Source organism: Glaciimonas sp. Gout2 (assembly GCF_035018905.1).
Classification (GTDB): Bacteria; Pseudomonadota; Gammaproteobacteria; order Burkholderiales; family Burkholderiaceae_D; genus Glaciimonas.
The window spans coordinates 1-6,236 of record NZ_JASJXA010000085.1 but is presented as its reverse complement, the minus strand read 5'-3'; the positions used below and the strand labels follow the sequence as shown (position 1 = coordinate 6,236).

7 protein-coding genes are annotated in these 6,236 nt (G+C 48.6%); 2 read left to right on the top strand and 5 right to left on the bottom strand.

Annotated elements, in window-relative coordinates; genetic code table 11:
* The 3 genes from QN379_RS22870 to QN379_RS22860 all read right to left on the bottom strand — a co-directional run.
* On the bottom strand, positions 1 to 145 hold a 145-nt coding region (locus QN379_RS22870; RefSeq protein ID WP_323507709.1), incomplete at its 3' end, for a Sua5/YciO/YrdC/YwlC family protein.
* A 98-nt stretch (positions 146 to 243) separates the two neighbouring features.
* Positions 244 to 1,128, bottom strand: coding sequence for a protease HtpX (gene htpX / locus QN379_RS22865; protein WP_322238952.1), 885 nt, complete (start codon positions 1,126 to 1,128; stop codon positions 244 to 246).
* A gap of 264 nt (positions 1,129 to 1,392) precedes the next feature.
* Positions 1,393 to 2,241 carry a 3',5'-nucleoside bisphosphate phosphatase gene (locus tag QN379_RS22860; protein WP_322238954.1) on the bottom strand — a complete coding sequence of 283 codons (849 nt, stop codon included), beginning with the start codon at positions 2,239 to 2,241 and terminating at the stop codon, positions 1,393 to 1,395.
* Positions 2,242 to 2,842: 601 nt separating this feature from the next.
* On the opposite strand from QN379_RS22860, the gene QN379_RS22855 reads away from it, so the two are divergent.
* Positions 2,843 to 3,187 (top strand): hypothetical protein, encoded by a 345-nt coding sequence (locus tag QN379_RS22855; protein ID WP_322238955.1) that lies wholly within the window; start codon positions 2,843 to 2,845, stop codon positions 3,185 to 3,187.
* An 89-nt stretch (positions 3,188 to 3,276) separates the two neighbouring features.
* Here QN379_RS22855 and QN379_RS22850 read toward each other — a convergent pair whose 3' ends face one another.
* Both QN379_RS22850 and QN379_RS22845 read right to left on the bottom strand, forming a co-directional pair.
* Positions 3,277 to 4,188 carry an alpha/beta hydrolase gene (locus QN379_RS22850; RefSeq protein WP_322238957.1) on the bottom strand — a complete coding sequence of 304 codons (912 nt, stop codon included), beginning with the start codon at positions 4,186 to 4,188 and terminating at the stop codon, positions 3,277 to 3,279.
* Between the two features lie 126 nt (positions 4,189 to 4,314).
* Positions 4,315 to 5,340, bottom strand: a complete 1,026-nt coding sequence (locus tag QN379_RS22845) for a patatin-like phospholipase family protein (RefSeq protein WP_322238959.1) — start codon at positions 5,338 to 5,340, stop codon at positions 4,315 to 4,317.
* Between the two features lie 178 nt (positions 5,341 to 5,518).
* Here QN379_RS22845 and QN379_RS22840 point away from each other — a divergent pair, with 178 nt between their 5' ends.
* On the top strand, positions 5,519 to 5,863 hold the full coding sequence (locus tag QN379_RS22840) for a zinc ribbon domain-containing protein YjdM (protein ID WP_322238961.1): 345 nt from the start codon (positions 5,519 to 5,521) through the stop codon (positions 5,861 to 5,863).
* The last annotated feature ends 373 nt before the right edge of the window (positions 5,864 to 6,236 follow it).

Below are 6,236 nucleotides of genomic sequence, written 5' to 3'. Positions count from 1 at the left end.
CATCTTTATTATCCAACTGACACACCAAGGCATAACAGCAGTCGGTTGGCAACGCAACGATTCCGCCGGATTGAATAATTTGGACCGCTTGTTTAATCAACCGAAGTTGGGGGTTATCGGGATGAATGTGAAAAAACTGGCTCATAGTTCTAACTCTCTAAATATAAAAACGGCGATAGTCAATAGACTACCGCCGCCCTGCTACATCCCTTCAACGGTGGTTTTACACCCTATTTTGAATGATTACAGTGCTGTAACGTGAGGATTACGTAACGCTGCAATCCGTTGTTCGATCGGTGGATGGCTTGAAAATAGCGCCATAAATCCAGGCTTGTCGTTAATACCCATCGCTGCCATCGATTCCGGCAACGAAGCTGCCTGGCCGCCACCGAGACGAGCCAGTGCGTGTTGCATTGGCAGACTACTGCCCATTAATTTAGCCGAACCGGCATCAGCCCGAAACTCCCTGTGGCGCGAGAACCAGGCTACGATCATTGAAGCACCAATTCCCAACACCACTTGCGTAACGATCACGGAGATCATGTAACCAATACCGGGACCATCATTGTTACCACGTGACATGGCGCGATCAACCGCGTAACCAATGACACGGGACAAAAACACGACGAAAGTGTTCAAAACGCCTTGGATGAGTGTCATCGTCACCATGTCACCGTTCGCAATGTGCGCGATTTCATGCCCAAGCACCGCCTCAACTTCTTCTTTCGTCATGCTTTCAAGCAGGCCGGTCGAAACCGCCACCAATGCAGAGTTTTTAAAAGCCCCAGTCGCAAATGCGTTAGGCTCGCCTTGGAATACTGCGACCTCCGGCATACCGATCCCTGCGCGTTGTGCCAACTTGCCGACCGTGTCGACCAACCAGACCTCGGTAGAGTTGGACGGCGAAACAATCACGTGCGCACCGGTAGAGCGTTTCGCCATCCACTTGCTGATCAATAGCGAAAAAATTGAACCTGCGAAGCCAACTATCAGCGAAAATACCATTAATTTTGGTATATCGAGGCCACTGCGCGTCAGAAAACGGTCCACGCCCAGCAACGATAGGACGACGCTCAACACCAGCATTACTGCAATATTTGTGGCGAGGAACAGGAAAATACGTTTCATGCGCAGGGCTCCTAAGTGATGGATGTAACATAAATGAGACTGTTATTACTAATTTCAAGGTACGGCGCTTTGACAACGACCTTATAACAACGTTCTCTATTTTTAACACTCCAGCCTTAGTTTTCCCCAAATACGCGATTTTGCCAGAAAATTTTATGGGGAATCGGCCTAAACGCGGCCGAAACATGTTTGCACTCTCGCAGAAATATCGGTTCTTGTCTGACGAATTGAATGGGTAATCCGTTAGGCAAGACGCGGGCCCGTTTAATTTTGTTCTTGTAAAGCCCAATCGTGCCAGACCGGTATCACATTATCAGGCAATGGCGGCAAGGCGCCAAGATCGACACGGGATTCGCCAGGACTATGAAAATCTGACCCGCGTGATGCTAGAAAACCGTAGGTCGCGGCCACTTTTGCATATTCAACATATTGATCTGGCGAGTGACTTCCGGTGTTAACCTCTATCGCCGTACCACCCAATTGCTTAAATTCATCGAAGAACGCACCAAATGCGACATCACTCAGATGATAGCGCCCCGGATGGGCGACGATTGCAATGCCGCCGGCACCGCGAATCCAGTTAACCGCCTGCGCCAGACTAGCCCAACGATGCGGCACGTAACCTGGTTTACCTTCAGTCAAATAATTGCGAAAGACTTCGTGGGTATCGGCGCAACGTCCAATTTCCACCAGATAGCGCGCAAAATGGGTCCGGGAAATCAAATCCGGATTGCCCACATGCTTCAGTGCTCCCTCAAATGCATACGGAATACCGATTGCCGCTAATTGAGCAGCCATGTCACGCGCACGCCGCTCACGTCCACCACGCGTTGCGGCCAGACCGTCGAGCAGCGCCTGATTGGTTTCGTCGATTTTTAGCCCAACGATATGAATCGTGTGACCGGCCCACGTAATCGAAATTTCGACGCCTGTCACAAACTGCAGATTGAGCACGCGCGCGGCGGCCCGCGCTTCGGCTATCCCACTCACCTCATCGTGATCGGTTAAGGCCCAGACGTCAACGCCGTTAGCTTTGGCACGCGCAGCCACCGCCGTCGGCGTTAACATTCCGTCGGAAATATTCGAGTGACAATGGAGATCTACATTCAGCATTAAGAAACAGTTCAAAAGTCGCTATCAATCTATGATTGTACGCGCGATACGCCCCCTTTGCTGCGGCTGCACAATAATATGACTTACGCAAACTGTTCCAAGCAAGGCGTGCCGACGAAGACAGTACGCGCCAACACGGCTAGGAAAGCACAACCCCGCTGGGAACAGTTTGCGTAAGTCCTATTTGGGACATATTGATGTCGGCGTTTATCGATTTGGCGATCAAATCTTCACAAACCGGACTAGCTTGATTTATACTCTTCCCGTCCCCAATAAAAAGGGGAACGGGTTTAGTCGCTCGACATGTACAAGGCGCACGAACGGCTCAATGCCGCTTCTTAAGTGTGGCTCTTCCTTCGCTTGTCCTCAATGGGCGGTGGTGGTGGGGATACCTTCGGGTATGCCGGTAACCTTGTACGCTGGTCGACTAACCCCGCCATTTGCCGCCCACCCGTTTAGTCGCGGGCGCGGTGTAACCGTACAAGGAAAAAATAATGCGAAGCACGATCACGTCCAAACCTCCCCGCTTCCAAACCTTCGAAGGCCAAACTAATCTGTCTAACGCATTAGTAGCGTTCGTTGGTGTATTCGAGCCAAAATCATGAACAAGCAAACCAATCCTCCACAATCGCCGACTTCTGAAATCGAAGCATTTCATAAATCATTTTCCTGGTTGCTTCCTCAACATCGCGGTGATCGACATGCACAATTTTATGCCCTGACGGTCGATGTTTGCCAAGGTATAAAAACATGTATTGATCTGGCCCACTTCAGTAACACTGATCGAGACAACGGGACGATGCCAACGCTGGATATTATGGACACCGAACACTTGTTGCGCCTCGCTATTTCGTCGTCTCATATGCTGGCGGAAATGGCAGCGGGTCGGATTGATCGGATCAATGACACCACGGTTTTTATGCGTGGCGACGACAAACCTTCATGATGGATGATCTTTAGCATTCGCGTGATTTTGTGAGGGATAGACATTCCGATACTTATCACGCGCTCTCGATGCATCCGAGCGATCAGGATTCATTCAGATGCAACGAGCATAGGAAGCGCTATTGGCTCAGCCAAAAATTCCTCGATCGTCGCGGCCAGCAATTGGGGCTGATCGTGATGCATCATATGTCCCGCATCGGCGATTGAGACAAAGCGAACGTCATTAATGCACGCCATGCGCCGGTCAATTTCTGCGCGTATCGCTTCCTTGCCACCCCAAGACTGCCAAATAGCCGTCTCTGCGGCCTCCACACACAACACCGGTGCGGTGATGCGCCGCCAACAAGCCAGTAACTCTTCGACTTTCGGTAATACTGGATTCACAAGCCTGTGAGCCGGATCGCCTGCAATTTCCCATTTCCCAGGACTGGTCTCAGAGGCCCAATAACCAGAAAGAAAATCGGCACGCGCATTCGTTAGCCGTGGATTATTCTTTTTTAAACGCGCAGCAACTGCCGCCTGCGTGGGGTAAGTCTGCATGGTGGGCTTGAGCTGTAACGCATCAAGCCAGTTAGCGTAACGCAGAGGTGCCTGTTCTGGCTGCGTTACGCCAAGACCGAATCCCTCCAGATTAATTAATTTACGAATCCGCTGTGGTCGCACGCCAGCATATAGTCCTGCGACGTTTCCACCCATGCTATGACCGAGCAAGTTGACCGGTTCATCTCCCGCATAATGCAGCAAAATAGCGTCAAGGTCCGCCAGATAATCTGGAAACCAATACACATCGGCCGGCCCGTATTGGGTTAGACCAAAGCCGCGCCAGTCGGGTGCGATGACTTGCCAATCTTGCGCAAGTTGATCAACGACAAATTGAAAAGATGCTGAGACATCCATCCAGCCATGCAACATAAATAACAACGGTGCATCGGGTGATCCCCATCGCCGAATGTGATAACGAAGGCCGCGAATGTGAATGAAATCCGATTGGGAAGTCTTCATGGTTGAGTCATTGTTTGATTCCTGCTACTTTAATCGTATGTTTGATGGATGGATGTGCTGTTGAATTATAGACTTATTCACAACTACTTAAACTGAGCTAGTAATAATGGCTACTTCGATTGGTGCTCATGGAAGAAATTGATCAATATCAAAGGAAGAACGTCGACCCAGATCATCAAATTTTCCCGCCAGCCAGATACCTGCTTGTTGACGACCAGCATCGCGCAATGCGTTGATAAAAGATGCCTTTATGTTGAGTTTGCTGGAGACACTTAAATGGCTCATCAAATCGTCTGCATCGATTAAATGCATATTGAGATTTTTGAGACGCTGCTCAAGTTTACCGCTGGCCTCCGGATCATCCTCAATATTGCGTCTGGCAAGCGCAATACCACCTAATTCAGTAAAAAAGGCGGAACTAAAACTGATTTCCGTCAGCCTCTGCCCGATTTCATCGGAGGTGGTTGGCGTTTTGGGACGTCGGAAAGGATGCAACAAAACGACCATAATATCTGGCGAGGTGCATAGATGCAGTAACGGAAAAATAGGCGGATTAGCGGTAAGCCCACCATCCCAATATGCTTCACCATCGATCTTTATCGCATGATGCATGGACGGCAGGCAAGCAGACGCCAACAATGCGTCCAGACTGAGGTCGTGATTGCGAAATATTTTTAATGTGCCGGAGCTGACTTGTGTCGCGGCTACAAACAGTTTGATCGTTCCATGCGAACGCAGTCGATCAAAATCAATCTGCTTTACCAGAATGTCGCGAAGTGGATTAAGATCAAAAGGATTAAATTGATACGGGGAAAATAACCGCATCATTGAAAAAAAGCCCTTCATGACGGCAGTCGAGGACGCTTGTCGGGCAATTGCTCTGTCGCTTAACGCATGATGCGGCATGAAGGTGAAAAGGTCGTTAGTGCTGACACTATCCCAAAAGTCGGATAAAGCCTGACGCGCACCATCCCGACCTCCAACAGCGAAACCATGACTCATCACGACCGCATTCATAGCCCCCGCACTGGCACCGCTGACGCCCTCAATTTCGACCCTTCCATCTTCAAGCAGTCGATCCAATACTCCCCATGTGAAGGCCCCGTGCGATCCTCCTCCCTGCAATGCCAATGTGACAGTTTTGTTTTGCATGATTTAAGGATCCTTGAGTAGTCTTATTAGGTAAACTATTGGTTAATAGCGATTATTGCAAGGCACTATTCTGAGTTCGTCCATATCCAATCGCACCAATCGCTCGCCATGTTTATCAGCGGCACGCAGTATACTAAGATCCTTTTATATCTATAGCCGTTTCCGGACAGACAAGATCATGATGACTTTACCAGTATGCCCAAAATGCAATTCCGAATTTACCTACGAGGATGGTGCGCTTTACATCTGTCCGGAATGTGCACATGAATGGCCGGCAAATGCCAACGCGGAGTCGATAGAAGAGAATGACAAAGTCTACCGTGACTCGGCAGGAAATATTTTACAAGACGGTGACACGGTGAGCATCATCAAGGATTTAAAACTAAAAGGCTCCGGTGGAACACTCAAGATGGGAACCAAAGTAAAGAATATTCGCCTGGTCGATAGCGACCATGACATCGACTGCAAAATTGATGGTTTTGGTGCCATGAGTCTAAAATCAGAGTTTGTTAAAAAGGTGTAAGTTTGTGACGCGTGGACGAACTAACCGTCAGCAAGTTTGGCCCATGATTAACGCTCAAATTATCATAAGCAGGATTTTTAATATAGCTCTTACGAACTAACCCGTTGAAGATCATGGTCAATTGACGCCTGATTAAAGCCAAATGATCTATAACAAGGTCAATCAATCAAAGCCTTTAGAATCCGATAGAGCATTTATATTACACATCTACCGGGGCGTCTGCCGCTTTTCTGATTAACATAAAATATGTCGTCAAACGTGTCCTAAAATGCATCAAATGTAGACTTTCTGACTTACTGGATAATTTAGGAAAATAGGCTATGTCGGGAATCATTGTTTCACAACAACGAAACATCACATAAATAGCTAAAAG

What these genes read in the sequence shown, in the direction of transcription:
- QN379_RS22845 (WP_322238959.1), bottom strand. Translation starts at nt 5,340, where the DNA reads ATGCAAAACAAAACTGTCACATTGGCATTGCAGGGAGGAGGATCGCAC.
- QN379_RS22840 (WP_322238961.1), top strand. Translation starts at nt 5,519, where the DNA reads ATGATGACTTTACCAGTATGCCCAAAATGCAATTCCGAATTTACCTAC.
- QN379_RS22860 (WP_322238954.1), bottom strand. Translation starts at nt 2,241, where the DNA reads ATGCTGAATGTAGATCTCCATTGTCACTCGAATATTTCCGACGGAATG.
- htpX (WP_322238952.1), bottom strand. Translation starts at nt 1,128, where the DNA reads ATGAAACGTATTTTCCTGTTCCTCGCCACAAATATTGCAGTAATGCTG.
- QN379_RS22850 (WP_322238957.1), bottom strand. Translation starts at nt 4,188, where the DNA reads ATGAAGACTTCCCAATCGGATTTCATTCACATTCGCGGCCTTCGTTAT.
- QN379_RS22855 (WP_322238955.1), top strand. Translation starts at nt 2,843, where the DNA reads ATGAACAAGCAAACCAATCCTCCACAATCGCCGACTTCTGAAATCGAA.